Below are 23,698 nucleotides of genomic sequence, written 5' to 3'. Positions count from 1 at the left end.
TACTATCACCTCTATTTAGTTATTTTTTGCAAAGAGAAATAGATGCTTGTTTCTTTATGTAATGTACTTGTTGCCCAAATCGATCCACCATGTGAATCAATAATTTGTTTGGCAATTGCTAATCCCAGACCGCTTCCTCCCGTTTGCGTACTTCTCGATTCTTCAGCTCGATAAAACCTGTTAAATATGTAGGGAAGCGCTCTTGGTTCGATGCCACACCCGTTGTCTACTATTCTTACAATTACTTCACTTTCGTTTTCACTCAGCATCAGCTCAATACGCTTGTCCTCTTTATCCATGAATTTAATGCTATTTGTAATTAAGTTCATTATTACTCGCCGCAGCTTATCTGTGTCTGCTTTTACATACGCTCTTCTGGAAAGCGTAGTATAAAAATGTAACAACACTCCTTTTTCTTCCAATTCAAATTGCAGCTCCTGGTTAAGCCTCTCCATAAAGTCATTAATACTCACAGTTTCAAAATGAAATGGTACTTCATGTAAATCTAACTTAGAAAATAAAAAGAGCTCGTCAATTAAGCTGTTCATATCCTTTGCTTTCGTCGAAATGGTCAATAGATATTTTTCAAGCTTTTCAGGTGTGTTGGCTACGCCGTCTTGTATCCCTTCAACATAACCAATAATTGATGTAATAGGCGTCTTTAGGTCATGTGAGATGCTTGACAGCAGTTGCTTACGGTTTTCTTCATAATGAACTTGAAGGTCAATAGATGACTGCAGCTTTCTTCTCATTTCTTCAAAAGAATTGGTTAACTCGTTTATTTCATCTTTGGAATTATGCTTGTACGGTATTGAAAAATGAACGTCTCCTTGACGAATGCGTTCAGCAGCTCGCTTTAATGTATAAATTGGCTTAATAACGCTTCTAGACACAACATAGTTAACAAAACCAATAATCACAACGAATAAAAGCAAAAGAAAAATAAATAAAAACGGAAAGATTTTATGAACAATTCCAACGTAAGGGCTAATGCTTCGTAAAACCAAAACGCTTCCTTCATCGCGGTTGGGGAAGTAAAAATCCAATTTGATATATGAATAAAACTTATTTTGAATTCGAATGATATCTTGTTCATATGTAGCTGACTTTGTACTCTTTTCATTAAAATACGGCAGCTCTTTGTGCACTGTTCGTCGATTTATAGCAAACGATGAGTACGTCACTTCTTCATTCTTTCTGACAATTATATCAATGCCTTCTTGTTCATAACTTTTGATTAGTTGTTGATTCAGAAGTTGGTTTGGGTCTTCTTGACTCAGCAGCTTTACATTTAGAAATGTCGTTTCTTCTTCCGGTGTTAAGAGCTTATATACATATGCATTTGAGTAGGTTTTTTGCAAAAAATTAGCATCTCCTGTAATTGAAAAAAACACTAAAAATCCAAAAAGCAAAAGTAAAAGCACAAAAACCAAAACCATGCTAAGATAGGTTAATAAAAAGCGAAGCTTTAATGACATGTCCACATCCTTTCTTCTTGCTGAAAAAGAAATTATTATTAAACTATTTTGATAATTAAACCATATCATAAAAAAAAGTAAGAATCTCTTAATATGGTCTAATATTACATTTATTTACAATTTATTCATTTTTGTATACGGAGGGTCACACATTGCAGCTAATGAAAGCTAATTTCAGCCATATACACAGCATTTCAACGTTATATACTGATAGTTGGAAAACCACCTATCATGGTCTAATTCCAGACTCTTATTTAGAAAAGCTTTCCTATCAAGACAGCGAGGAAAAATGGAGCACTTTTTTACAGAAAGACGGGACTTCTATTGTGGCAGCCTTCGACGATAAGCAAGATATCGTTGGTTTTGGTGCATACGAACCGTACAGCGACTCATCACATAAAGGTGAATTGGTTGCGTTATACATTTCAGATCACGCAAAGGGTCAAGGGATTGGCACCTTGTTAATGGACTTTATCAAAAGAGACCTTTATTTCTCAGGAGTTCGGTCAATTGATATTTGGGCGTTGGGAAAGAATACGCACGCGATCAACTTTTACAAACGTCAAGGAGCACAGTTTGTAAAAACCCACCCTCATGAATTTGACGGGGTACTTCTAGAAGATGTTTTATATACCTATGATCTGACAAATGACAAAACGTGCCGCTCATAGCAGCACGTTTTGTCATTGAAATCGTTTAATTCGTACAGGAATCAGCTGAACAGACCACGTCCAAAATAAATTCCCTTGGCTCATTATCAGTCGATCAAACCACTGTTCAAAAGTCATATGTAAGTTCACTGCTTGCTCAACCGGCTCATATTTGCTTTTTATTATGACTGAGTGCTCGCTTGCTTCTTCTCTCCGAAGTAAAACCTCTTTGTCATTCAAAGTTCCAATGATCATGCAGCCTTCACTACATTGCCCCTCCAAATCTTCCAAACTGTATAAGACAATGCTTTTTTCTTCTATAGTTGATTCAAATAAGCGACAGCCGTTCGTTTCCTTTAAAAATTCTCTGTAGTCTTTTGGCATAACATACGTATGCTTTTGTTCAAACTGATGAATTGCTTCTTCTACTAAACCCTCGTAAAATGTGCACGTGACGAAACCAACTTCTCCATTTCCTTTATACACTTCAATTACATCGTTATTTTCCCATAGCCTCTGCTTTAACGCTTTTATTGTTTTTTTGACCATAAGATCCTCCTATTTTTGGATTGAACAAAAAAACATACATACACTAATTACACAAATAGGTTCTTAATTCCTTCTTTCATTTATAAATACAGTTAACGTTATATACTTTCCTCTTTATTTAAACTATTAAAAAATATTCCGAATTAACACATCAAAACTTTTTCTTTTACGAAAATATAGCTACAATACAAGCTACAAGAAAGGAGTTACGATAATGGCAGTACCTGAAAACTTATCGATTCAGTTTGAAGACTATCCGCAGCTAACTTTTATACCGCTTGGTCGCAAAAATAAAACGGTTCGTTCACTGAGCACTAAAAAAACAAAAGCATTGCTCACTCGTTTAAATGAAGCTGTTTCATTAGCTCTTCAAACGTACTCAATAGATGAACAATTACTTCTTAATTCATTTTTATACAATAATTCAGCTGACGGTTTTCCCATTCCGATTGATAGAGTGGAAACAATTTATCCACACCTTTGGAAACCTCAGTCATTTCTATGGAAAGATTACAACAAAAATCGTGGTGTTCCGATTCATGAGCATGAATTTTACCCTGAGGACTTTAGCAACATGTCTAAGGAAGAACTACATAGCTACCTCTCAAAATTGGTAAAAGAATATATGTTTTGCGCGAGAATTCACGATTCATCTCGTGAAGAATGGCTGCTTCATGTCAACAGTCGCTTTTTTGATCATCCGCTTGTTTCACTTTATAATCGTAACAAAGAAGCAATTCAAGCCATGGAAAAGTGTGAGAACTCACCTTTGTTATTTTTAATGAACAACCCCGAAAAAGTTGCGCACTTTCGCAACCGTTTAGAAGTTGGTTTAAGACCATTCCGTTCGCTTTCTTATGAGGCTTTTGAATACGGGATAAAAACATGTGTAAACGAAAGCATCATTCAAATCGTACCTGACCAAGAAGCGTTGCTGATTCACTGTTCCTCTTTAGGGTTATCCCTAACCTATCATATTATCGATGATTGCGTTACGCTAAGTGAGGAGTTTCATATCGTGTTAGCCAACAAACGCCTCGCCACTACGCAGCGTTTATTTAAGGAGCTGTTGAAAGAAAACAACGACTTGATTTGTAAAATGAGTAAGCTCCAAAAATGGAAAATAGCAGCGGAGAATTATCGCTTAGTAATCACGAACATTAACCAAACAATTCAACAAATTGAGCAGTTTTCATTGCATTCTAATCATGTAGACGAGCCTCCATTTCTTGCTTTCATGAATGACTTACTTACACTTGATATCCCTATCAACGAAGAAATTGAGCTGTCACTACCCCACTTTTCTAAGTGGAACGTTGAATCTCAGATTACATTATTCCAAAAAATGGAAGACTATGTTGCCTTACTAAATAAAAATGTCATCCATCAGCAGCTCGATGAGTTTTCAACTATGTATAAACAAGAATTAGAGCAGATTCAAAAAGGATCTTTAAAAGCACCGATAATGGTTCAAAAGAAACCACTTTCTTCTCTGTCTTTTTATAAGCTTTTAGAGCTAATAGATCTACTAAAGGATTCTCAAGCGCAAGAAGTTTATTTTCAAATAGTTGAAGGCCAATCTACAAACAGCATGCGTCAAAAAGGGTTAACAGACCTACACGCACACGGGCTCTTAAAAAACGTGAAGAGAAAGCATATTATAGAAGTATTTAACCAGCTTCAACATTTAGAACTCATAACAAAGAACAGCCGAGGCTTTACACTGACTCCTAGAGGTCAGCAAATTTATCAACTGCTGCAAGGTAAACATTCTTCTGCTAGCTAACCGATTTGGTTTAGCTAGCATTTTTTCTAGCAATTACTCTATTATTTTAGAAAATGTCCTCATATTTCCTTCTTAATCCTCATAAACTAGTTACTAGATTCAAAAGCGTTCTTGAAGGGAGTAAGCGATATTGAAATCTAGTAACGATAATCGTGCTAACTTTTTTGTTCTCACATATAGAATGATTATGGTCATTATATGCGTTGTTGTACTCATTTCTTCGGCAGTTTTTGTAGTAAGCTACTCCGCATTCAAAGAGCAGTTTCATTCATCAATTGTGTATCAGACGTTATCAAAACATAAAGCGGAAAGCTTATTTTATTTAATGAGTCAAGAAAACCAGCACTTTAAGAAAGCATTTGACGAAAATTTTTCTACACCTTCTTTATCTTCCACTCTACTAGAACTTTCTACTAGCATACGGACGCAAGATGCACGAAGCTTATTCGGCTCTGAAATTCCAGGTTTTAGCATTTTTGACTCAAATTTAATTATTGCGGGTGAAGGAACTAATTTTACAAACTTCCCAAAAGAATCCGCTCCTCCAATTGAAGAAGTGTTAAAAGAAAGAGAAGTAGCCAAAGAAAAAGTTGAACAGCCTTCGACGGAAAAGGAACAAGACCAAGAAGAAAAGCCTCCAGCCAACACAACAAATGGGAGAAAAGTTGTCTATATCTATCACACGCACAGCTGGGAGTCCTATTTGCCTTTATTAGGGTTAGAAGGCGCCTCTAATGCTGATAAAGCGACGGATAGTAAAACCAATATTAGCATGGTCGGTGAAATGCTCGGAAAAGAGCTAGAATCACAAGGTATTGGAGCTGAAGTCGATACAACCAATATCGGTGCAAAGCTAAATGAAAAAGGATGGAAAACACCTCGCTCTTATGCAATGTCTCGTACCATCGTACAAGAAGCGATGGCTAATAATAAAGATTTAACTTATCTTATTGACCTGCATCGAGATTCCCTTCGTAAAAAAGATACAACTATTGAAATTAATGATAAACCGTATGCACGCGTCATGTTTGTATTAGGGAAGGAAAATCAAAACTTTGAGCAAAACTTAAAGCTTTCAAAAGCGCTTCATGAAAGCTTAGAAAAGAAATATCCTGGATTAAGTCGTGGTGTACTCGGTAAAAGTAAAGCGAGTGGAAACGGAGTTTACAACCAAGATTTATCCACTAATGCTATTCTCCTTGAAATTGGAGGCGTTGATAACAATATGGAAGAGTTAACAAATACCGTAAAAGCGCTAGCAGATGCTCTCAGTGAATTTTATTGGGATGCTGAAAAGGTTAGCGGAAGTGAATCATAAGAAAAAGCTGCCTTTTGGCAGCTTTTTCTTATATTGTAGCGGGTAGTTGAATACTAACAACCGTCCCTTCATAATCGTTTGCAATACTCATAAAACCTTGATGCTCTTTAATAATACTTTGACAAATAGAAAGACCTAACCCTACCCCTTCATCTTTCGTTGAAAAAAAAGGATCTCCAATTTTATTAATAATCGACAAAGGAATACCAGGACCACTATCTTTTATAAACAAACAGATGATATCCCCTTTATTTTGAACATAAACCCCTATTTTCCCATTATGACCAATCGCTTCAATAGCATTTTTTATGATGTTTAAAAACACCTGCTTCATCTGTGAAGCATCAAGCCACAGCTTCGGCACATGGTCGTCCGTTTCCAAACAAATAGAAATATTATGTAGGTTTGCTTCACTTTGCAAAACACCAATCGTTGCTTGCATAACGTCCGTAATGGACGTTAGTGACTTTTTAGGCGCAGTGGGCTGCGTCACTAGTAAAAAGTCGCTAATCAACTCATTCATTCTATTTAATTCTGTTAATACAAGATCTTTAATATGACTGCTCGTTTCATTATGTTCTTCAAATAGAAATTGAATAAAGCCTTTTACTGACTGCATAGGGTTTCTAATTTCATGGGCTAACCCAGCAGCAAGTTGACCTACAAGCGCTAACTTATCTAAGTGCTGCATTTTCTCTTCAAACTCTGGCACAATGACCTGCTGCTGTTGAGAAATGATGGTGCCTAGTACATTTGCTAAACGCTTAATTGATGAAACTTCTTGCTCTGTAAACGTCTGTGGATTCGGATCTACTGCGCATAGAGTTCCAAAGAGTTTGCCATTCTCCAATACAATTGGTGCACCTAAGTAAGAACCTACATCTGCATCATAAATGGCCTGCAAATGCTTTGTTCGAACATCACACTTTGTATCGGAAATAACTAATGACTCTTCACACGTTACCAAATTACAAATTGAAAGCTCAATTGGTAACGTTAATCCCTCATGGAGTAAACTTCCACCTTCACTATTTACAATTTTCATAATTGAAAACACGTCATCAAGCGTGCCGATAAAAACCGTGCGACTTTTAATGAGGTTAATGGCTATTTGAAGTATATCTGTCAGCGCATCTTTATTGACAACTTTATTCACTGTAATCACCCGTAGCTTTGGATTCTTTTACATTTATTATAAAGTTTTTACTACTTCAGGTACACCATCTTTAGTCGCTTTTTTTTAGAAAAATTCTCAAAAATCACATATCATTAGATATAGTAGCCCACTCGATTAATTTTGTTATTCAAACCAACGAATAGCTTCCCTTACTCCGACTACATCTCCTACAAGGACAATTGCAGGATGCGCCACTTTCTCTTCTTGTGCGATTGTTACAATATCTCCCAATTTTCCTGTTACCGTTCGCTGCTTCTCTGTTGTTCCCCATTCAATAAGCGCTACCTGCGTATGCGGATTTCGTCCATGCTTAATGAGCTGCTCACAAATATACGGCAGATTACCAATTCCCATGTAAAATGCAATCGTATCAATACCTGTTGCAAGCGCGGGCCAATTTAGGAAGTCCTGTCCTTTTTCTTCTCGACCGTGTCCTGTTACAATTGCAAACGATGTTGCATGATCGCGATGGGTCACAGGGATTCCAGCATAAGCAGGTGCCGCAATTCCTGATGTAATTCCAGGTACTACTTCAAAAGGAATGCCATGTTGAACAAGAAACTGTGCTTCTTCTGCTCCGCGTCCAAATACAAACGGATCTCCCCCTTTTAAACGGGTGACTGTTTTTCCAGCAAGCGCATGCTCTACTAATAAACTATGAATTTTATCTTGAATAACCCCATGTTTTCCCGGTAACTTCCCGCAAAAAATCAGCTCTGCATCAGCTTTTGCATAATCTAGTAATTTTTCATTAGCCAATCGATCATATAGAATAACATCTGATTGTTGAATGCATTCAACGCCATATACTGTAATTAATTTCGGGTCTCCAGGCCCCGCTCCCACAAGAAATACTTTCCCAGCTGTCATATTGAATCGCTTCTTTCTCTTTTAAATTTTTCGCATTTGTTTATCCAGTTTTCAACAAGCTTCGCTGATGATCCAAAGTGGAAATGCGTATAGCCTGCAATAAGATTTTCTTTTAAGTATCCTTCATCCTTTACACCTATCATGCTTGTTGTTCGATAAGCGTGCGGAAACTTTTCGGCTGAATGAAACGTTGAGTAATGAAATTCATGCCCTTTCGCTTTTACTCCGCCTTCTAATAAAAAGTTGCCTTTAGCGCCTTCGATTTCTCTGTAGCCAAGCGCAGCAAGCTGCGTTTGCATATATGCCTCTCCAGGAATAACGCCAACCATTTCAAACTTCTCTTGATCTGTCGTGACGATTGCTTCGGTTAAATACATAAACCCTCCGCACTCTGCTAACGTCGGTGTTCCGCGATGAATTGCTTGCTTAATGGACTCTTTCACTTCGTTTCTACTCGCTAACTCCTCTGCAAACTCTTCCGGGAATCCCCCTCCAATATAAAGACCATCTATATTACTAGGAACTACTTCACCTTGCAAAGGTGAAAAATAAATAAGTTCCGCACCCTTTGCTTTTAATAACTGTAAATTTTCTTCATAATAAAAATTGAAAGCCGCATCTCTTGCCACAGCGATTTTTACTTTAAAAGGTGTTTGACGTGAAAAGATAGTAGTATCTCCTTTAAGGGTTGGCGCCTTGGCAAGCTTATAAATTTTTTCTACATCAATTGTTTTTAAAATTGCTTCACTTAGCTCATGAAAAAAGGGCTGCAAGTCACCACGCTCTATTGATGGGATAAGACCCAAATGTCGCTCTGGCATGGAAAACTGTTCGTATTTTGGCAAGTAGCCAACAACGGGAATTCCACACTCTTGCTCAACGGCTGCTTGAATTAGTTGAAAATGTCCTTGACTGCCTACTCGGTTAGCAATAACACCTACGATATTTACTTCTTCTGAAAGAAGCTGAAAGCCTTTCACAATTGCAGCTGCACTTCTTGCCATTCCAGAACAGTCAACGACTAAAATAACGGGGCTGTTTGTTAGAATACTAAGCTCAGCAGTGCTTCCATGATTACTTGTCGGTGCTTTTCCATCATAAAAACCCATTACTCCTTCTACAACTGATATATCAGCTCCATCACTTGCATGGTTTATAATTGCTGCTATCATCTTTTCCTCAAGCATCCAGCTATCAATGTTTCTTGAAATCCTGCCAGTAACAGCTGTATGGTACGTTGGATCTATATAGTCTGGCCCGCACTTAAAGCCTTGTACAACATAACCTTTGTGGCGAAGTGCTCCCATCAAACCAATTGTAAGAGTTGTTTTGCCTACTCCACTTTCAATTCCTGCAATGACTATTCTTCGATTAGACATGCAATCTCCCTTCTCCTTACTTATGTAATGTGCAATATCCCACTATACCTATCGTGATAATCCTTCACATAGTAGCCTATATTACTGAATTTTTCAACTCCTTTTAATAGAATAGAAAAAGCTGCAGGCGCTTAGAATACCTAAACACCTGCAGCTTTTTTACTTTTGTTATCTTTATACTGCTGACAACTTTAGTCTAGCATCATTAAAATAAACAACTTCCGATAAGACTTTGCAACCATTTAACTTTGAAAAAGCTTCTCGTGCTTGGTTTTCTGTGTCATACTCGAACATTCTCGTCTCATCTTTCGCATATACGGTAATAATCCACACTTCTAAGTCCCCCCATCAAAAGTTAGTTCAACAATTGCTTTAACACCACTTATTATGGACAGAATTAAACGATTTGGGAACCCTTTCTACAAAACTAGTCAGAAGAAACATTTTATTTAAAAAGTTCATTTTGTTCATTCAGGTTGTTACGATATCAATAAACCATTTCAGATTGAACATATTGCCACAGTAAACGACTTGTTGCTTCTAAAGAATCTTGGTGCGTTCGCTCGAATGCGTGAGAAGAATCAATTCCAGGACCAATTAGACCATGAATTAAATCATGCCCTGCGCGCATTGCTGCTGAAGCATCGGACCCATAAAATGGATAAATATCAACTTGGTAGGGAACAGCATACGCTTTAGCCAACTCTACTAAATGTTTTCGTAACCCGTAATGATAAGGACCACTTGAATCCTTCGCACAAATGGATACAGTATATTCATCGGTAGATTGCCCGTCTCCCATCGCGCCCATATCAACAGCTAAATATTCAACAGTTTTGGGTGAGATATTGGAATTTCCACCGTACCCAATTTCTTCGTTGTTTGAGATTAAAAAATGAGTCGTATAAGGAAGCACTATATTCTCTTCATTGATTTGTTTAATTAATTGTAACAAAATCGCAACGCTTGCTTTGTCATCTAAGTGACGAGATTTGATAAATCCGCTTTTAGTAATGGTTACGCGAGGATCGAAACTTACAAAATCTCCTACTTCAATCCCTAGCTTTTCCACTTCTTCTTTAGTAGACACTTTTTCATCCAAGCGGACTTCCATGTTCGCTTGATTTCTCTCCGCAGTTCCAGCGTCTTTGTACACATGCACAGAGGTTTGATGCATTAAGATTGTACCAGTGTAAACTTCTCCACTGGATGTTTCAACTTCACAATATTCACCTTCAATACTGTTGTAGCGAAAACCTCCAATTAAATCTAACTTTAACCTTCCATTTGGTTTAATTTCTTTTACCATAGCTCCTAAGGTATCGACGTGAGCGGTCAAAAAACGATGCTTATTATCATTTTTTCCCTTTAGCGTTACAAGGAGACCACCTTTATATGTACGCGTTGATTCTACTTGAATCGCATTTAAAAAATCTTCTACGTATGAGATTACACGAGCTGTATTTCCAGACGGACTTGGAATTGAAACCAAATGTTTAATTAATTGTAGGGTTTCAGACATACTATCCACTTCTTTCCTTTGATTTGCTTCTAGTGTATCATATTTTAAATATTCTAAAACACAAAAGCTGCGTTCTTCTTAGTCAAAGAACGCAGCTTTTGCTATCTATTAGGAAATACTCTTTAGCTGATTGGTTAACTTTAAGAAATCTTCTTTGTTTTTCTTTTCTAATGACTGGTCGATTTCTTTTTTTAATTTAGCTTTTTGAAAGTTTGCAATCACTTTATCTAAGAACATTTCGGCAATTAGGGAATCTAACACTTTCACATTCGATTTCGGCGACGAATTCAGCAAATTTTTCTTCATAAGAAATCAACTCCTTGTCTTTTTTATACTATAACATAAATTTTCTGACTTTTCAATCATCTTTGTAGGAATCTATATTTTTTTCGTACTCCATACAACTAGAGCTTAGACATAACAAGATGATGTTTTCTTAGAAAAAAGCCGCTTAAAGCTGCAGAAACACATTTATTCCAGTATGCTCATTGCTAAACAGCACTTGGAAATCAACAAAAAATATCCGAACGATTGCAGGTTAGCAATCGTTCGGATACCTAGTTTGCTGAGATGCTTATGTCCCATCTTTATTTCTGTTCGGTTTGCTCATATTGATTATGATACTGAATAAACTCATGAGACTGATTAGCCGCCATAATACCGTGATAACTAATATCCAATCCCACTTCTTCTTCTTCCTCAGTGGAACGAAGCGGTACAACTAGCCCGATTGCTTTCAAACCAAACCATGTTGCTAAAAAGCCCCAAGCTGAAAGTGCTACTAAGCCAATTAGCTGAATTCCTAATAGCTCGAAGCCCCCCCCGAAGAATAAACCTCCATCTGTAGCAAACAACCCTACAGCAACAGTTCCCCATGCCCCAGCCGCAGCATGAACTGGAAATGCGCCAACAGGATCATCAATTCGTCTTGTCTCTAACCAATTTGTTGCAGCCATCATCAACAGCCCCGAAACTGCACCAATAAATATAGCTGAAGGTGTACTTACAAATGCACATCCGGCTGTAATTCCCACTAATCCAGCAAGCGATCCATTAATAACGGATGGAGCATCTGAACGATTATGTCTAAAAAGCGTGTAGAATAAAGTTGCAGCACCACCTGATGCAGCTGATAGCATGGTAACAAGCGCAATGTGACCAATTCTTACATCAGTTGCACTTAACGTACTCCCTGCGTTAAAACCAAACCAACCAAACCAAAGCAAAAACGCGCCAACAGATGCTAACGGCAAATTACTGGGTAAGGCAATTGAGCTCACTCCGTTAGCTGTAAACTTTCCTGTACGAGGCCCAATAGCCATGGCAGCAGCAAGAGCTGAAAAACCACCCAACGCATGAATAACAGCTGACCCTGCAAAATCTTGCACTCCAAGTAATGCAATCCAGCCCCCACCCCAGATCCAGTGACCTGCAATCGGATAAATAACGGCTGTCATTAACATTGCATATAATAAATACGCGCGGAAATTAATTCGTTCCGCCACGGCTCCAGACACAATAGAAATTACGGCAATAACAAATGCACATTGAAACAGCCAGAACGTTTCCAAACCAATAGGAATATCTAAGTGCGATAAATCACCTGTTAACGCAAAACCATTTGTACCAACAATACCACCTAAATCAGCTCCATACATAAGTCCAAACCCAATAATATAAAAGCAAAGCGTTCCGATTGTAATGTCAGCAAATACCTTCATAATAATATTAACGTTATTTTTATACCGAACAAATCCAGCTTCTAATAATGCAAATCCTCCTTCCATTAATAGAATCATAGCAGCCGTTAGTACTACCCACGTCGTATTGACACCTAAGCTAAGTTCTTCGATTCCCATTATCTTTCCTCCATTCGTGATAAGCCTTCTACAATCGTTGATGTTAAAACGACTTCTTCGATGTCAACTTCTTGTGTTAGCAGCTCAATTACACGTTCGACTTCACGGATCTTCCCTTTAAACTGCTCAATTTTACGAAACCTGTCCTTTACATGGACCATATACTCAACAGCTTCATGGTGACTTAAAGGTCTTCCAGTAAAAATTTTACGAAATGGAGAAAGCGATTGATACCACGTTTCTTGGGCTCTTTTTTTCTGCTCATATTTCTCAATTTTGTCTTTAATAACGACAATCTGCTCTTCATGACTTTCTTTTAATTTCGTTAACTGATCTATTAATTTTTCACGATTAACTTCAAATATAACTGTTTGATATAGTTCACTCACAACCCTCATGTCATATCTCCTCACATTAAATGTTATGTTTTAGATTATATGTGAGAATTGATGAAACCGTCAATCTAAAAAACAAAATTTATTCTTATTTTCTGAATAAATAGAGTTTATTTTCAATAAATGCATCGTTCGACTCTTTCTTAGTTTTTTCCAACAAACTGGTTGCTTTTATAAGGCAATAAATTTACAATAGATAAATGTGCAGGACTTCACAACAAAACTAGAAGTCTAGCAGCTAAAGTGTCTACATATGCAACAATATACAGCAAAGGAGGACGTTCTTATGTCTCAATCAACTATTCAAAAGCCGGCTGAAGAAGCGGTTCAAGCTAAAGGTGCAACTCAATCAGATGTACTTGACCAATTGCTAAAGCCAGAAGTTCAAGAATCACTAACAGTACTTGTTGACAACTTACCAAAGTTAGCTGAAATGGTAACTGTATTAACAAAAACGTACGACTTAACACAATCTCTATTAACAGATAACGTGTTAAAAGAAGATTTACTTGCTGGTGCTAAAGAATTTATCGAACCAGTTGAAGGAAAAGTAAAAGATCTTGCTGCTTCAGCAATCGAAGCAAATGATCGTGCGGAAGCTAACCAATCAACAACTATCGGTTTATTTGGTTTATTACGCATGCTCAAAGATCCACAAGTTCAAAAGCTATTCCGCTTTGCGCAAGCTTACTTAGAAGTAACAGGCGAAAAACAAAAATAATAAAAACTTATCATTTTATAAAGCACGAACGGAGGATCGATCTACTATGTCAAAACATATTCTAATTCTAGGTGGCGGCTATGGTGGTCTATTAACAGCCCTAACAGCTCGTCAACACTTAAGTGCATCTGAAGCAAAAATTACAGTAGTAAACCGTTTTTCTACTCACCAAATCATTACTGAACTGCACCGTTTAGCAGTAGGTGGACTATCTGAACAAGCAGTAGCTCTTCCATTAGAAAAGTTACTAAAAGGTAAAGATGTAGAATTAAAGATTGCTACTGTAAAAGAAATTTCACCAGACCAACGTGAAGTAGCATTAGAAGACGGAACAAAATTAAGCTACGATTACTTAGTAACTGCATTAGGTAGCGAAACTGCTTACTTCGGTATCCCAGGACTAGAAGAAAACAGCTTTGTATTGAAATCAGTAAACGATGCAAATCGCCTACGTGCACACGTAGAAGAGCGCATTGTTGAATTTAGCAAAACAAAAAACAAAGCTGACGGAACAATCGTTGTCGGCGGCGGCGGTTTAACAGGTATCGAGCTTGTAGGTGAATATGCTGACCTTATGCCAAGCCTTTGTCTAAAACACGGTATTGATCCAAAAGATGTTTCTCTATACTGTGTAGAAGCTGCTCCAACTGTTCTTCCTGGCTTCCCAACTGAGCTAGTAGAGCGCGCTCAAACAAGCTTAGAGAAACGTGGCGTAACGTTTGTAACAGGAACTCCTGTTACAAAAATGGATGCTACAACAGTTGAGCTTAAAGACGGTAGCAAAATTGAAACAAAAACAATGGTATGGACTGGCGGAGTTCAAGGTAATTCAGTAGTTGCTAACTCTGGTATCGAAGTAAACCGTGGCCGTGCTCTTGTAAACGAATTCTTACAATCTACTTCTCACGAAGACATTTTCGTAGCTGGTGACAGCGCGGTTGTAATGGGACCTGAAGGACGTCCTTACCCACCAACTGCACAGCTAGCTTGGCAAATGGGAGAAGTTATTGGTGTAAACTTAGCAGTAGCTATTAAAGGTGGCGCAATGCACGGGTTCTCTCCAGTATTCTCTGGTACGTTAGGAAGTCTTGGCCGTAAAGATGCGATTGGTACAATCGGCGGAAATAAAACGCAATTAAAAGGTTTACCAGCTTCTCTAATGAAAGAAGCAAGTAATGTTCGTTACTTATCACACATTAAAGGTTTATTTGCTCTAGCTTATTAATAAAAGAAAAGCCAACGCATGTTTGCGTTGGCTTTTTTCACGTGAGTTACAAAGAACACCCCCACTTTGTATAAGCTGGAATCGTTTCGGCTATAACTTCCCCTCTCTTAATTACATATCTAGGCACCGACTGATTGAGCATAAGCTCACGAATCGTTCGCTCCTCAAAAAGTAAAAAATCAGCTTCGCTTTCTTGTTGAATTCCATACGCTTTGCCTTTCCCAAAAGCAGCCGCCGGTCGTTCTGTAATCATGGATAACACTCTTTTCATTTGCTCTTCTCCTGTCATATGAGCTAAGTGCGCTCCCATAAAAGCGGCTTTTAGCATGTTTCCGTCTCCGAAGGGATAAAAAGGAGTCTGAATGTCGTCATGAGCAATACAAATATTAATATTTTTAGCATCCAATTCTTTCACCCTTGTAATTCCCGTCGCTTTAGGATATGCATCATTTCTTCCTAGCATCGAACTGTTAATAAGAGGACAGCTAACAACGGTTAAACGCGCTTTTTTTATAGCTTCCATTACTGATTCAGCATATTTACTTTCATAATAGGCCAGCGCATTTACGTGACTGACTGCAACCCTACCTTCAAACCCATTTTCAATCGTTAAATTCGCTACTTCTTGTACAAATGTTGAGCTTACTTCGTCTACTTCGTCACAAAAAATATGAATATAGCTTCCATACTCTTTGGCGAGGCGAAAGCAGTATTCCAAAGAACGCACCCCTTCTTCTCGACTACGTTCTAAATGCGGCACAGCACTTACTGCGTCAGCTCCAATTTCAAGCGCTTTTTGCATTCGTTCCTGATTTTCAAAACACTTCCTCAATCCATCTTGAGGAAAAGCAATAATTTGCAAATCGATAATTTGATCATACCCTTTTTTTAATTGCAGAATAGCTTTTAAAGCCGTTAAATCATCATCAGATATGTCCACTGCTGCTCGAACACTTAACACACCATGTTTGATGTACATCTTTAATGCTTGTTCAGCCCTCTCGTTCACGTCCTTCATGGTAAGACTTTTTTTTCGTTTATTCCATATTGAAATTCCTTCTTGTAGTGTACCCGTTTGATTAAAGTTTGGCCAACCCGCAGTCAAAGCGGTATCAAAATGAGTATGTAACTCTACGAAAGGAGGAATAGCTATCCCCCCTTTGACATCTATCACTTTCTTTCCATCTACTAGACCTTTTGTAATATGCACAAAACTTCCATTCGACACTCCTATATTTACAACTTCCGCTTCGTGTAACAATCGTGCATTTTTAATGACCATATCATACATCAGCATCTTCCTTTCTACTAAAAAAGAGAAGATCTACTCTTCTCTTTTTCTCTACACTTACGGTTTATTTCTTTAAAAATGCTGTTGTAAAAATTCCCTTGGTAGCTTCTTTATTTTTAATAATCCCTAAATCCAGAAGCTGCATTTGAAGTTTATCCCAGCGCTCCGATGACATATAACCGAAGCCTTTTTCAACAGCATCTCCTCCAAAAATTAATTCTTCTTGTGCTTTTGCACCGTATTCCATCGCTTCTATCTTCAAGTCTGGATTTCTCTCTTGAAGGAACGGATTGATTTCATCTGAACTTTCTCGGTAATACTCCCAGCCTTTTACCGTAGCATTCATAAATGATTGAACCACTTCAGGTTTTTCTTTAATCATCTTTTCAGTTGTGAAAATTACGTTTGCATACGTTTCAAATCCTGCATCATGAATGAATAAATAGTCATTTTCTACCCCTTCTTGTTCAAGAGAAAACGGCTCTGACGTCACGTACCCTTGTGTGACCGCATTTTCATCCTCAATAAAGGTTGCTAATGAGCCCGTATACGCACGATCTTTTACCCTATCTAAGTTATAGGCTTTTTTAATATATTCCCAATAACCACTCCCTGGTGCTGTATACACTGTCTTTTCGTTCAGCTCTTTAAAATCTCCTACCGTTCCTTTATGGGTAATTAATACCTGCGGGCTTTTTTGAAAAATTGCTCCAATCGCAACAAGAGGTATTCCTTTATCTCTTGCAATTAAAATATCTTCCGCTTGCGTATAGCCAAATTCAGCCTTTCCAGAAGCAACGACTTGAGTTGATGAAATTTGAGGTCCTCCCGGTTCAATTTTCATGTCAAGACCTTCTTCTTTATAAAACCCTTTTTTTAACGCCGCGTAATTGCCGCCATGCTCGGGCTGTGCAAACCAGTTTGTAATAAGGGTTGCGTTTTCTAGTTTTTTCTCCGTATTATCACTCCCAGACGTCTCTTCACTTCCACATCCTGCTACCAATAACGACAGTGATACAGCACCAATTAAGCCGATCTTTTTAAAAACCCCTTGTTTCACACCCATTTCCCCCTTTTAGACAATTAATTCTCTCTCTTCATTTCTGACTCATGCCATGAACCTAATAAAAGCTTAGAAAATAGATTGACCAATAAGAAAAAGCCAACACCTAAAATAGAGGCAGAAATACCACAAGCGAATAGGTAAGCCGTTTCCATCCGGGACGAAGCTACCGTAATAGCATAGCCTAAACCCCCGTCACCCCCACCAATACCGGCTATGTATTCTCCTACGATAGCTCCTACCACTGCTAAGGTACAGGAAATTTTTAATCCTGCCATGATATAAGGAAGAGCAGCTGGAATTCGCACTTTCCACATAATTTGCCAAGGTGACGCTTGGTAAAGCTTTAACAAATTAATCATGCCACGATCCGTTGCATTTAAGCCAATGAGCGTGTTGGATAGCATAGGGAAAAAGCCAATTGTAAACGCAATGATTACAATAGCATTCATACCTGAACCAAACCAAATCACGATGATCGGTGCAATAGCCACAATAGGAATAGTCTGTAATAAAATGGCATATGGATATAAGCTGCGTTCTAAAAGCTTAGAGCTAGACATTAATAGTGCTCCAATTACTCCGCCTATTACGCTAAACATAAACCCGAGCATCGACTCTGTAATCGTTCGAATAACAGCACTACTTAGATTACTCCAGTTCATTACGGCAGCTTCTACAATATCCATTGGTTTTGGTAATAAATAAGGTGGAATTTGAAGCAGTTGGGTGCCAAACTGCCAAAATAGCATAAACAGCATAAATACGATAACAGGCGGAAGATACGTATTTAGTATTGGCCATGTATTTTTCTTGTAGGTAACGTGTACATCTTGGACTCGATTTAACTCCTGATGGGAATGTTCCATGTTTTCCCTCCTATAACTGAAATTCTTGGACTTCTTTAGCCGTCGGCAACTTACCAGGATTCAATAAGTTATAAGGGTCGTTTAGCTCTTTTCGTTTTAATAACTCTTTCATTCTCATGTTGTATCCACCAAACCCAAGTATATATGTGTGCGGATCATTAATTTCTACTTCGATCGCTCTACAGAACTGGATAATCTCATACAACCTCTCTTTTGACTTATATTTCACCACCGGTAGCGAAGCGGGTACAATTTCCCCTTGAATTTTAATGTATTCAAAATGAAACTGAATTTCATCACCAAATTTACTTCGAAGGTCTGCCATCTGTTCAAATATTCGATCAGTTTGAAAGCGAGCTTGCAAATAGGTTAAATTGTCTCCATGCTTATGAGCCCATAGTGTCGCATGATTCCATGTAAAATCAGAAAGCTTTAGTCCTTTTTGATAGTTTTCAGCAGGAATTGTGTACCCTATGTCTCCATCATATTTATCTGCCAAACAATCTAATAGATGAACTGATTTTTCTTCAATTTCAAGCATGACAATTGACTGACCTTCCCGTAATACTTTCTTCAAGGGATGAAAGTGAGATGGAATTGGCCATTCACAAACGGAAACCAAACGCTTAGGGATTTCTTCACTATGAGCTAATTCATCGCTAAACTTAATAGCTTCACGAAAATCATGAAAGAAAACGATATGCTGGGACCATGACACCTTTGGTTCTACCGGCAGCTTCGCTTCAACGACAAGACCGGTTGTGCCATAATTGTGGATGTACTGCTGCATATCATCACCTGAAATAGTTAACAGCCGGGGCGTTTCCTCAACGGTCATCACAGTAACGCTACTTACATTATCGTCCCATAAATTCCCCCAGCGAATCGATCCGATTCCACCGGAACCTCCGCATAAGAATCCACCTACTGTTGCCTTCATATAAGTGCTGGGAAAAATACGAAGCTCCCGATTGTTTTGACGCAGCGTTTTTTCCAATACACCTAAGCGCACACCGGCCTGCACGGAAACTAAGCGATCTCCTTTCATATCAATGCGGTCAAGTTTTGTTAAGTCAATAACGATTCCACCTTGTAATGGAATTGCTTGACCGTAGTTTCCTGTTCCCGCTCCTCTTGGTGTAATAGGTACTTTATTTTTAACGGCAAACGAAACGATACGCTGTAGTTCATGAATTGATGTAGGCGCAATTGCACAATCAGCAATTTTATTTTTAAGCTGCTCATACAGTACTGGAGAATACCAATAGTAGTCTTTTGATAACTTTTCTCTTAAGGTCTCATTTACAATAACAGCATCAGTTCCAAACTCATTTATGAATTCTTGTAACCACACCATAATTCACCTCATTTTAAATTTCAAATCGTGAGATACGTTAGCAACGATACTACTAAACTGTGGATCTGTCCGAATTTCTGCTTCACGAGGGAAGGGTAGATTCACTTCTACCATTGACTCAATTTTACCTGGGCTAGGCGTCATTACGGCAATTTTGGTCGATAAATACACGGCTTCAAATACATTGTGTGTAATAAAAAGTACCGTCATCTTTTCGTTTTCCCAAATTCGTAATAGCTCACTTTGTAAATTTTGCCTTGTAATTTCATCAAGGGCACCAAACGGCTCGTCCATCAACAAAAGCTTTGGCTTTGCAATTAATGCTCTGGCAATAGAAACACGCATTTTCATTCCACCTGATAATTCTCGAGGTAGCGCTTTTATGTACTCTTTCAGCCCTACCATTTCTAGTACTTTATAAGCGCGTTCCTTCTTTTCAGAATGAGCTATATTACGAAACTCTAAAGGAAGCATTACGTTATCAATAACTGACCTCCATGGTAGTAACGTAGCATCTTGAAATACAAACGCCACATCGGTACTTTCTTTTTGAGCGTCTCGAGGTGTCTTTCCAAGAATGTCAACGTGACCACTTGTTTGATCAATCAGTCCTGAAATCATTTTGAAAATAGTTGATTTTCCGCAACCTGAGGGGCCGACAAATGAAACGAATTCTCCTTGTTGAATCACCAAATTAACATCTTTAACAGCGACTTTACCGTTTGCATACATTTTATTCACACGATTCATTTGTACAATTGTTGGACTACTCTCGTGGTTTATCTCATTTACTTGATTCACCTGCTGAATGCTCACGATATCTGACCACCTCGCTTCATTTATTTACATAGTCTTTCTTTAAATCACCTAATGAAAAATGCTTCATTTCTTTTAACGTTTTAACAAGCTCACCAACGATGAGTTCTTTTATCATTTTCCCTTTTTCCTTCGTTGCCTGTTTGGCATCTCCAGCTATACCCGTGTTTGAAATATCGTTCATTACCCAAGCAAAGTAACTATTTCCTTTCAAATGTAAATGATGGTTATTGGACAAATTAACAAACTCTGTTGGACTTTTATCGAATTGCACCCAATCCCCCTTCAACTCCATTATTAATGATGTTTCCACTTCACCTCCATGTATTCCAAAGCGCTGCTCTTGTTGTGAAATTAAGTGATTGACTTCTTCAGATCCAGGATTCAACCGAAATACCATCAATCCAGTCTCTATGCGTATTTCTCTTGCCATCATATTAAGCAGGTCATGATTTCCACCGTGTGTGTTGAAAAGCAAAAGCTTTTTAAAGCCACTTTTACGGACGCTGATAGCTAAATCCATTACAACTGCTTGTAATGTAGAAGCTGATAAGCTCATTGTTCCTGATAGACCTAGATGCTCGTTGCTTTTACCATAAGGAATGGCTGGAAGAACCCAAATATTTTCGTGCTGAAGCTGAAGTAACGCTTCTTCTAAAAGTCCTTCTGCAATTAACGTATCGGTATAAACAGGAAGATGTGGACCATGTTGCTCAACTGCACCGATTGGTAAAATGACTAGTGCATCCTCTTTAGAGAGTTGCTCAATATCTACACTTGATAATCTTGGTAAGAAATTCTCTTCAAATGCGGAACCGCTATACCGTTTGTTCATGACGCTTTCACCTCTTCGGAAATTTTTTTATTTTCTGAATTTTTAACATACGATGTAATAAGATGTAACTTTTTGTGTAATAAGTTTATTTTATTACATTGAATTTCAAGAATCATTAACATAAATGATAATTTTAAAATTTCACATTAGCTATAATCACCAAATATTTTATTCTTTTTGTTATTTTTGTAAGAGAACCTAACACACTATAATTGAATAGTCGAATTATTTTTTCTCTGTTTAGACACAGGCATTTTATTTTTCTCTCTTTCACATTCTTGTTACAATGGAACCTGTAGATAGTTCGATGATTATCGAATAATTAAATTATGATTACGAAAAGAGGATGAGCATATGTCAATGGACCAACATCCAAACAACCAAAAAAACATTCCAATTTCAGTGCTTGATTTGTCACCTGTTGTAGAAGGTAGCACGGTAGCAGACGCACTTAGAAATACGCTTGATCTAGCACAGCACGTCGAAAAATGGGGCTACAACCGCTACTGGTTAGCAGAGCATCATAATATGTCAGGAATCGCAAGTTCTGCTACTTCTGTCGTAATTGGACATGTGGCTGCTGGTACATCTACTATTCGAGTGGGCTCAGGCGGCATTATGTTACCCAATCACTCACCACTTGTTATTGCGGAACACTTTGGAACATTAGAATCTCTTTTTCCAGGACGAATTGACTTGGGGTTAGGTCGCGCACCAGGTACGGACCAATTGACTGCCCAAGCTTTAAGAAGAGGACGCATGAGTGACGGTCAAGATTTCCCTGATCTATTAGATGAACTGAGAGCATATCTTGCTGTTCCGTCGGATGAGCATCCGCTACCAGTAAGGGCTGTTCCTGGAGAAGGCCTTAAAGTACCAATTTGGCTACTTGGTTCAAGTGGATTTAGTGCGCAGTTAGCGGCTCAGCTTGGCTTACCGTTTTCGTTTGCAAGCCACTTTTCACCAAACAATACGCTTGGCGCGCTTCAAATGTACCGCCGCTACTTCCAAGCATCTGACGTATTGGATAAACCCTATGCAATGTTAGGTGTTAATGTAATTGCAGCAGATACAGATAAAGAAGCGGAACGATTAGCTACGTCTCTTCAACAGCAGTTCTTAAACTTAATCCGCAACAAACCGGGAAAACTGAAAGCACCCGTTGATAACATGGACGAGATTTGGAGTGAATTTGAAAAGGCAACTCTCCAGCAACAGCTAGGTTCATCGATTATCGGCGGACCAGAGACTGTAAAGAGAAAGCTGGAAGGGTTTATCGCTGAAACAAATGCTGATGAATTGATGATCAACGCACAAATATACGATCACAAAGCTCGACTACGCTCATATGAAATTGTTTCTGAAGTCATGAATAGTAAATAAAGAAAAGCCGAACGTTGTCACATAACGTTCGGCTTTTCTTTATTTAACGCTTGTTTAATATCTTCTATCCATTGGTCGGCTTTGTTCACAACAAACTGAAGCTCTTCTCCTTCGTTTGTTGTTATTTTTAGACCATTTTTTAATAAAGGCACTCCCAATAATTTGTTACGGACTCTCTCTACCGTTTCAATATCTGCTAAGTTCAATGTTACAGTACCTCGTTGAACATTAACTGCATGTGACTTATGTGTAAGCTCAGTTGAAGTTAGATACAGTTTACCTCCTACACCTTCTAGTCCTTTCATTAGATTTGCCAAACCTACTCTAATATATGGCTGCTTAGACATATTTCACTCATCGCCCTTTCTTAACACATAGTACTTGTTATTATCATCTCATATTTTTAAGTAAATCGCACAGAATTTAACAGTTCCACCTCAATAAGATGTCTCATAGACTATTAAGAGATAATTAGTTGAAAACATATGAAATGAAAGGAGGAGTACAAAATATGAGTCCACATAAGAAAACAAACCGCCGCATTGCCTTTAGCAGCTTAGCAGATTATCCTGTTGTTGGAAGCGGAAAAGATGGAAAAGTGTATCGGTTATCTCAAGATAAATGTATTAAAGTATACTATGATGAAACAACTCAACAGCAAGAACTGAAGGCTTTAGAGCTAGGACAGGTATCATCTATCGTTCCTGTTCTATACGAGAGCGGACACAACTACACCGTTATGGAATATATTCATGCTATATCTCTTTCAAAATACATCAAAGAATATAATCGCCTTCCCTCTGCTTTAGTTGAAAGGATTTTACTACTCTTTGATGAAATGAAAGCGATTGGATTTACTAGATGGGATGCAGAGGTTCGTCATATTTTAATTACAGATGCAACAGAGCTAAAAGTGATTGATTTAAAGCGATCGTTAACTTCTACAAAATCTATTCCAACGAAGCTATTCCAAGGTTTAAGAAAACTTGGAGCACTACCTTTATTCCTTCGACGCGTTCAAACTCTACGTCCCGATCTATACAAAGAATGGGTTCGCTATCAATAAGCTCATGCTGAACTTCTTATGAAATTATTTGCTCTTTTTCCGCGAATGCCAGTTTCTTTTCAGCAAAGGCTACGCATATATTGATTGTA

General features: G+C 38.1%; 24 protein-coding genes. 7 read left to right on the top strand and 17 right to left on the bottom strand.

Going from position 1 to position 23,698, the window contains the following annotated elements:
• Positions 1-11: 11 nt before the first annotated feature.
• Positions 12-1,478 (bottom strand): HAMP domain-containing histidine kinase, encoded by a 1,467-nt coding sequence (locus NIZ91_09760; GenBank protein USY56908.1) that lies wholly within the window; start codon positions 1,476-1,478, stop codon positions 12-14.
• Positions 1,479-1,639: 161 nt separating this feature from the next.
• On the opposite strand from NIZ91_09760, the gene NIZ91_09755 reads away from it, so the two are divergent.
• The gene (locus NIZ91_09755; GenBank protein ID USY57139.1) at positions 1,640-2,149 is read left to right on the top strand and encodes a GNAT family N-acetyltransferase; all 510 of its coding nucleotides are present in this window, start codon (positions 1,640-1,642) and stop codon (positions 2,147-2,149) included.
• Positions 2,150-2,161: 12 nt separating this feature from the next.
• On the opposite strand, the gene NIZ91_09750 is transcribed toward NIZ91_09755, so the two are convergent.
• Positions 2,162-2,677: an SMI1/KNR4 family protein gene (locus NIZ91_09750; protein USY56907.1), complete on the bottom strand. Its 516-nt coding sequence runs from the start codon at positions 2,675-2,677 to the stop codon at positions 2,162-2,164.
• 214 nt (positions 2,678-2,891) lie between these two features.
• Here NIZ91_09750 and NIZ91_09745 point away from each other — a divergent pair, with 214 nt between their 5' ends.
• Together NIZ91_09745 and NIZ91_09740 are read left to right on the top strand one after the other, a co-directional pair.
• Positions 2,892-4,463: a hypothetical protein gene (locus NIZ91_09745; protein ID USY56906.1), complete on the top strand. Its 1,572-nt coding sequence runs from the start codon at positions 2,892-2,894 to the stop codon at positions 4,461-4,463.
• Between the two features lie 130 nt (positions 4,464-4,593).
• Positions 4,594-5,781 (top strand): stage II sporulation protein P, encoded by a 1,188-nt coding sequence (locus NIZ91_09740; protein ID USY56905.1) that lies wholly within the window; start codon positions 4,594-4,596, stop codon positions 5,779-5,781.
• 28 nt (positions 5,782-5,809) lie between these two features.
• Here NIZ91_09740 and NIZ91_09735 read toward each other — a convergent pair whose 3' ends face one another.
• The 8 genes from NIZ91_09735 to NIZ91_09700 form a co-directional block, all read right to left on the bottom strand.
• Entirely contained in the window at positions 5,810-6,937 is a 1,128-nt protein-coding gene (locus NIZ91_09735; GenBank protein USY56904.1) for an ATP-binding protein, read from the bottom strand.
• Between the two features lie 144 nt (positions 6,938-7,081).
• Positions 7,082-7,828: a uroporphyrinogen-III C-methyltransferase gene (cobA, locus tag NIZ91_09730; GenBank protein USY56903.1), complete on the bottom strand. Its 747-nt coding sequence runs from the start codon at positions 7,826-7,828 to the stop codon at positions 7,082-7,084.
• Positions 7,825-9,207, bottom strand: a complete 1,383-nt coding sequence (locus tag NIZ91_09725) for a cobyrinate a,c-diamide synthase (GenBank protein ID USY56902.1) — start codon at positions 9,205-9,207, stop codon at positions 7,825-7,827. Before NIZ91_09725 ends, cobA begins: the two co-directional genes overlap by 4 nt.
• A 174-nt stretch (positions 9,208-9,381) precedes the next feature.
• The gene (locus NIZ91_09720; GenBank protein USY56901.1) at positions 9,382-9,540 is read right to left on the bottom strand and encodes a hypothetical protein; all 159 of its coding nucleotides are present in this window, start codon (positions 9,538-9,540) and stop codon (positions 9,382-9,384) included.
• A 154-nt stretch (positions 9,541-9,694) separates the two neighbouring features.
• The gene (locus NIZ91_09715) at positions 9,695-10,729 is read right to left on the bottom strand and encodes a M42 family metallopeptidase (protein USY56900.1); all 1,035 of its coding nucleotides are present in this window, start codon (positions 10,727-10,729) and stop codon (positions 9,695-9,697) included.
• Between the two features lie 108 nt (positions 10,730-10,837).
• Positions 10,838-11,035 (bottom strand): IDEAL domain-containing protein, encoded by a 198-nt coding sequence (locus NIZ91_09710; GenBank protein ID USY56899.1) that lies wholly within the window; start codon positions 11,033-11,035, stop codon positions 10,838-10,840.
• A gap of 281 nt (positions 11,036-11,316) precedes the next feature.
• Positions 11,317-12,588 carry an ammonium transporter gene (locus NIZ91_09705; protein USY56898.1) on the bottom strand — a complete coding sequence of 424 codons (1,272 nt, stop codon included), beginning with the start codon at positions 12,586-12,588 and terminating at the stop codon, positions 11,317-11,319.
• The gene (locus NIZ91_09700) at positions 12,588-12,986 is read right to left on the bottom strand and encodes a hypothetical protein (GenBank protein USY56897.1); all 399 of its coding nucleotides are present in this window, start codon (positions 12,984-12,986) and stop codon (positions 12,588-12,590) included. Before NIZ91_09700 ends, NIZ91_09705 begins: the two co-directional genes overlap by 1 nt.
• A gap of 283 nt (positions 12,987-13,269) precedes the next feature.
• On the opposite strand from NIZ91_09700, the gene NIZ91_09695 reads away from it, so the two are divergent.
• Both NIZ91_09695 and NIZ91_09690 read left to right on the top strand, forming a co-directional pair.
• A complete protein-coding gene (locus NIZ91_09695) occupies positions 13,270-13,704 on the top strand; it encodes a DUF1641 domain-containing protein (protein ID USY56896.1) in 435 nt (144 codons plus the stop codon).
• A gap of 46 nt (positions 13,705-13,750) precedes the next feature.
• Positions 13,751-14,929 (top strand): NAD(P)/FAD-dependent oxidoreductase, encoded by a 1,179-nt coding sequence (locus tag NIZ91_09690; GenBank protein ID USY56895.1) that lies wholly within the window; start codon positions 13,751-13,753, stop codon positions 14,927-14,929.
• Positions 14,930-14,975: 46 nt separating this feature from the next.
• On the opposite strand, the gene NIZ91_09685 is transcribed toward NIZ91_09690, so the two are convergent.
• The 6 genes from NIZ91_09685 to NIZ91_09660 form a co-directional block, all read right to left on the bottom strand.
• Positions 14,976-16,220, bottom strand: coding sequence for an amidohydrolase family protein (locus NIZ91_09685; protein USY56894.1), 1,245 nt, complete (start codon positions 16,218-16,220; stop codon positions 14,976-14,978).
• Between the two features lie 64 nt (positions 16,221-16,284).
• Positions 16,285-17,286 (bottom strand): ABC transporter substrate-binding protein, encoded by a 1,002-nt coding sequence (locus NIZ91_09680; protein ID USY56893.1) that lies wholly within the window; start codon positions 17,284-17,286, stop codon positions 16,285-16,287.
• A gap of 17 nt (positions 17,287-17,303) precedes the next feature.
• Complete coding sequence (locus NIZ91_09675) at positions 17,304-18,152, bottom strand: ABC transporter permease (protein ID USY56892.1); 849 nt, start codon at positions 18,150-18,152, stop codon at positions 17,304-17,306.
• Positions 18,153-18,162: 10 nt separating this feature from the next.
• Positions 18,163-19,509 carry an FAD-binding oxidoreductase gene (locus tag NIZ91_09670; GenBank protein ID USY56891.1) on the bottom strand — a complete coding sequence of 449 codons (1,347 nt, stop codon included), beginning with the start codon at positions 19,507-19,509 and terminating at the stop codon, positions 18,163-18,165.
• 3 nt (positions 19,510-19,512) lie between these two features.
• On the bottom strand, positions 19,513-20,259 hold the full coding sequence (locus NIZ91_09665; protein ID USY57138.1) for an ABC transporter ATP-binding protein: 747 nt from the start codon (positions 20,257-20,259) through the stop codon (positions 19,513-19,515).
• 85 nt (positions 20,260-20,344) lie between these two features.
• The gene (locus NIZ91_09660) at positions 20,345-21,160 is read right to left on the bottom strand and encodes a creatininase family protein (protein ID USY56890.1); all 816 of its coding nucleotides are present in this window, start codon (positions 21,158-21,160) and stop codon (positions 20,345-20,347) included.
• A 354-nt stretch (positions 21,161-21,514) separates the two neighbouring features.
• On the opposite strand from NIZ91_09660, the gene NIZ91_09655 reads away from it, so the two are divergent.
• Positions 21,515-22,543: an LLM class flavin-dependent oxidoreductase gene (locus NIZ91_09655; GenBank protein ID USY56889.1), complete on the top strand. Its 1,029-nt coding sequence runs from the start codon at positions 21,515-21,517 to the stop codon at positions 22,541-22,543.
• 17 nt (positions 22,544-22,560) lie between these two features.
• On the opposite strand, the gene NIZ91_09650 is transcribed toward NIZ91_09655, so the two are convergent.
• Positions 22,561-22,890: a GRAM domain-containing protein gene (locus NIZ91_09650; protein ID USY56888.1), complete on the bottom strand. Its 330-nt coding sequence runs from the start codon at positions 22,888-22,890 to the stop codon at positions 22,561-22,563.
• Positions 22,891-23,054: 164 nt separating this feature from the next.
• On the opposite strand from NIZ91_09650, the gene NIZ91_09645 reads away from it, so the two are divergent.
• On the top strand, positions 23,055-23,609 hold the full coding sequence (locus NIZ91_09645; GenBank protein USY56887.1) for a kinase: 555 nt from the start codon (positions 23,055-23,057) through the stop codon (positions 23,607-23,609).
• Positions 23,610-23,698 lie beyond the last annotated feature (89 nt).

The sequence above is a fragment of the Bacillus sp. 1780r2a1 genome, assembly GCA_024134725.1.
GTDB lineage: Bacteria > Bacillota > Bacilli > Bacillales > Bacillaceae_H > Priestia > Priestia aryabhattai_A.
This window is presented reverse-complemented; position numbering and strand designations above follow the sequence as displayed.

What these genes read in the sequence shown, in the direction of transcription:
- NIZ91_09725 (USY56902.1), bottom strand. Translation starts at nt 9,207, where the DNA reads ATGTCTAATCGAAGAATAGTCATTGCAGGAATTGAAAGTGGAGTAGGC.
- NIZ91_09670 (USY56891.1), bottom strand. Translation starts at nt 19,509, where the DNA reads ATGGTGTGGTTACAAGAATTCATAAATGAGTTTGGAACTGATGCTGTT.
- NIZ91_09705 (USY56898.1), bottom strand. Translation starts at nt 12,588, where the DNA reads ATGGGAATCGAAGAACTTAGCTTAGGTGTCAATACGACGTGGGTAGTA.
- NIZ91_09750 (USY56907.1), bottom strand. Translation starts at nt 2,677, where the DNA reads ATGGTCAAAAAAACAATAAAAGCGTTAAAGCAGAGGCTATGGGAAAAT.
- NIZ91_09760 (USY56908.1), bottom strand. Translation starts at nt 1,478, where the DNA reads ATGTCATTAAAGCTTCGCTTTTTATTAACCTATCTTAGCATGGTTTTG.
- NIZ91_09645 (USY56887.1), top strand. Translation starts at nt 23,055, where the DNA reads ATGAGTCCACATAAGAAAACAAACCGCCGCATTGCCTTTAGCAGCTTA.
- NIZ91_09685 (USY56894.1), bottom strand. Translation starts at nt 16,220, where the DNA reads ATGTATGATATGGTCATTAAAAATGCACGATTGTTACACGAAGCGGAA.
- NIZ91_09695 (USY56896.1), top strand. Translation starts at nt 13,270, where the DNA reads ATGTCTCAATCAACTATTCAAAAGCCGGCTGAAGAAGCGGTTCAAGCT.
- NIZ91_09715 (USY56900.1), bottom strand. Translation starts at nt 10,729, where the DNA reads ATGTCTGAAACCCTACAATTAATTAAACATTTGGTTTCAATTCCAAGT.
- NIZ91_09675 (USY56892.1), bottom strand. Translation starts at nt 18,152, where the DNA reads ATGGAACATTCCCATCAGGAGTTAAATCGAGTCCAAGATGTACACGTT.
- NIZ91_09660 (USY56890.1), bottom strand. Translation starts at nt 21,160, where the DNA reads ATGAACAAACGGTATAGCGGTTCCGCATTTGAAGAGAATTTCTTACCA.
- cobA (USY56903.1), bottom strand. Translation starts at nt 7,828, where the DNA reads ATGACAGCTGGGAAAGTATTTCTTGTGGGAGCGGGGCCTGGAGACCCG.
- NIZ91_09655 (USY56889.1), top strand. Translation starts at nt 21,515, where the DNA reads ATGTCAATGGACCAACATCCAAACAACCAAAAAAACATTCCAATTTCA.
- NIZ91_09690 (USY56895.1), top strand. Translation starts at nt 13,751, where the DNA reads ATGTCAAAACATATTCTAATTCTAGGTGGCGGCTATGGTGGTCTATTA.
- NIZ91_09755 (USY57139.1), top strand. Translation starts at nt 1,640, where the DNA reads ATGAAAGCTAATTTCAGCCATATACACAGCATTTCAACGTTATATACT.
- NIZ91_09745 (USY56906.1), top strand. Translation starts at nt 2,892, where the DNA reads ATGGCAGTACCTGAAAACTTATCGATTCAGTTTGAAGACTATCCGCAG.
- NIZ91_09680 (USY56893.1), bottom strand. Translation starts at nt 17,286, where the DNA reads ATGGGTGTGAAACAAGGGGTTTTTAAAAAGATCGGCTTAATTGGTGCT.
- NIZ91_09650 (USY56888.1), bottom strand. Translation starts at nt 22,890, where the DNA reads ATGTCTAAGCAGCCATATATTAGAGTAGGTTTGGCAAATCTAATGAAA.
- NIZ91_09700 (USY56897.1), bottom strand. Translation starts at nt 12,986, where the DNA reads ATGAGGGTTGTGAGTGAACTATATCAAACAGTTATATTTGAAGTTAAT.
- NIZ91_09710 (USY56899.1), bottom strand. Translation starts at nt 11,035, where the DNA reads ATGAAGAAAAATTTGCTGAATTCGTCGCCGAAATCGAATGTGAAAGTG.
- NIZ91_09665 (USY57138.1), bottom strand. Translation starts at nt 20,259, where the DNA reads ATGAATCGTGTGAATAAAATGTATGCAAACGGTAAAGTCGCTGTTAAA.